At 63.7% G+C, this 2,029-nt stretch carries 2 protein-coding genes; one reads left to right on the forward strand and one right to left on the reverse strand.

Annotated elements, in window-relative coordinates; genetic code table 11:
- The first annotated feature begins 233 nt into the window (after positions 1–233).
- Positions 234–1,173, forward strand: a protein-coding gene (locus VGC56_RS15160; RefSeq protein ID WP_464126214.1) for an IS630 family transposase whose coding sequence is annotated in 2 segments (ribosomal slippage) — positions 234–580 and positions 579–1,173 — 942 coding nt in all. Because the reading frame shifts where the segments join, the coding sequence is not laid out codon by codon here.
- Between the two features lie 344 nt (positions 1,174–1,517).
- Here the strand turns inward: VGC56_RS15160 and VGC56_RS15165 are convergent.
- The coding region (locus VGC56_RS15165) for a hypothetical protein (protein WP_464126216.1) at positions 1,518–2,029 on the reverse strand (512 nt) is incomplete at its 5' end.

Here is a 2,029-nt window from a genome sequence, read left to right on the forward strand (position 1 = left end):
GAAGGGACGCAACGCCGCGGCGTCCGCTCTCGAAATCCTACCGAGTGCTGGGATGCGCAGCTACACGCCCCCCCGGGGTAGCTCGCGTTGGGTTGCGCAAGAGGCAGTCTACCGCGAACAGGGCGCAGACGCGTTCCCTGCTTAGAGCGAATTCCGCCTGAATTGAATCGCGAAGGGATTCACAAGGGATTGTGGATGTAGGATTCTGAGACCCTCGATTTGGGGGTATCGGGATGACGAAAGCATACTCGGAGGATCTGCGCGAACGGGTGATCGCGGCAGTGGAGTCGGGAGCGACGCGGCGTGCCGCGGCGGCGCAGTTCAAGGTAAGCGTCAGCTCTGCCATTCGTTGGGTGCGGCGCTGGCAGATGGATTGGGAAATCGCCGCCAAGCCGCGCGGCGGCAGCGTCTCACCGCTGGAGGATCATGCGGCGGCGGTGGTCGCCTTGGTGGCCGAACAGCCGGACCTGACGCTGGACGAATTCTGCGCGGTTTTGCGGGAGCGCAAGATCGAGACGAGCCGAGTGTCGGTGTGGCGTTTCTTCAGCCGTCATGGGTTGAGCTTTAAAAAAAATTCTGCACGCCAGCGAACAGGAACGGCCGGACGTGGCGGCGGCACGACAGCGCTGGCGAGAGGATCAGCCCTCGCTTGATCCAGCGCGACTGGTCTTCATCGACGAGACCGGCACCAGCACCAGCATGGTACGGACCCGCGGCCGCGCGATGCGCGGCAAGCGGCTGGTCGGCCGGGTGCCGCACGGCCATTGGAAGGTCACCACCTTCGTTGCTGGGCTGCGCTGCGGCGTGGTTACCGCACCGTTCGTCATCGATGAGCCGATGAACGGGGTCATCTTCCTGACCTATATTCGCCGGTGCCTGGTGCCAACCCTGGTGCGCGGCGATGTCGTCATCATGGATAATCTCAAACCGCACAAGGCAGCCGGCGTGCGCGAGGCAATCGAAGCCGTTGGTGCTGGGCTGCGCTACCTACCGCCCTACTCGCCCGATCTCAACCCGATCGAACTCCTCTTCGCGAAACTCAAGGCGCTCCTGCGCAAAGCCGCCGAGCGCGAGATCGACGCACTCTGGACCCGCATCGGCAAACTGCTGGACGCCTTCACCACGGATGAATGTGCCGCCTATCTTCGCCACGCCGGCTACGCTGCAAATTGACCGGAATCTGCTCTAATGCGCGGGCCAAGGTCGCCTTGCCCAAGAACAGCGGTCGCTCGGTGTTGGCGGCGGGGCTTCCCGTCATGCCCCGAAGCCGCCATCGGTGGATCGAGTAAGAGCGTTGAGCGCCTCTTGCGGATCAGCGGTATCGTGAACGCGGCATCACGGCCGAAGGTCGCGACGCCGCGACTACCCCGCCGTGGACGCACCGTTCCAGCGGTGGACAGGTGTCGCTCGATTGCGCCGGTCGGCAACGGTGGTTCATGATCGACAGCGGACCCTCGCCCTGCTTTTTTCATATGTAGCTCACCTGTTTCGACTTCGGTGCTCCCGTATTGCTTCCTTCAATGCAAGGTCGGCTTCTGTGCCGAGAGCGAGGCGAGCATTTGCCGGCGTGCACGGGCACAGGACAACAGGACGGCGTGAAGCTCGCGCTCGGCGTCCCTTGTCATCTGGCGGAGGAGCCGTAGTGTCTTTTCCATATCACGCACCGTTCCGGGCTTTGTCTCGTCCCTGGCCACGGCCTCGGCGCCTTCGAATAAAGCCCGCATCTCGCTGAGCGTCCCGAGTCCGCGATGGGCTCTCTCCGGAAGGTCTAACGCTTCCTCCTTGCCGAACAGCCCCTCGACGAAACCTTCGAGCTCCTGCCGCCGCAACATCGCCAGGGCAGCAAGCCCTTCCCGTGTCGCCTCGGTCTCGATACGGGTAAGGCGGAAGGGTGCGTTCCGATCCTGATGACGCGAAAGCCGGTCCCACAGGCCCATAACCAGCGCGCCGACCAGTTCGTTCGCCGCATCGATCGTCTCGAATTCGGGCAGCTCGCCGCCCCACAGGCCCTCTACCACCTTGATCGGCG

It is taken from the genome of Allosphingosinicella sp. (assembly GCF_036403745.1).
Classification (GTDB): Bacteria; Pseudomonadota; Alphaproteobacteria; order Sphingomonadales; family Sphingomonadaceae; genus Allosphingosinicella.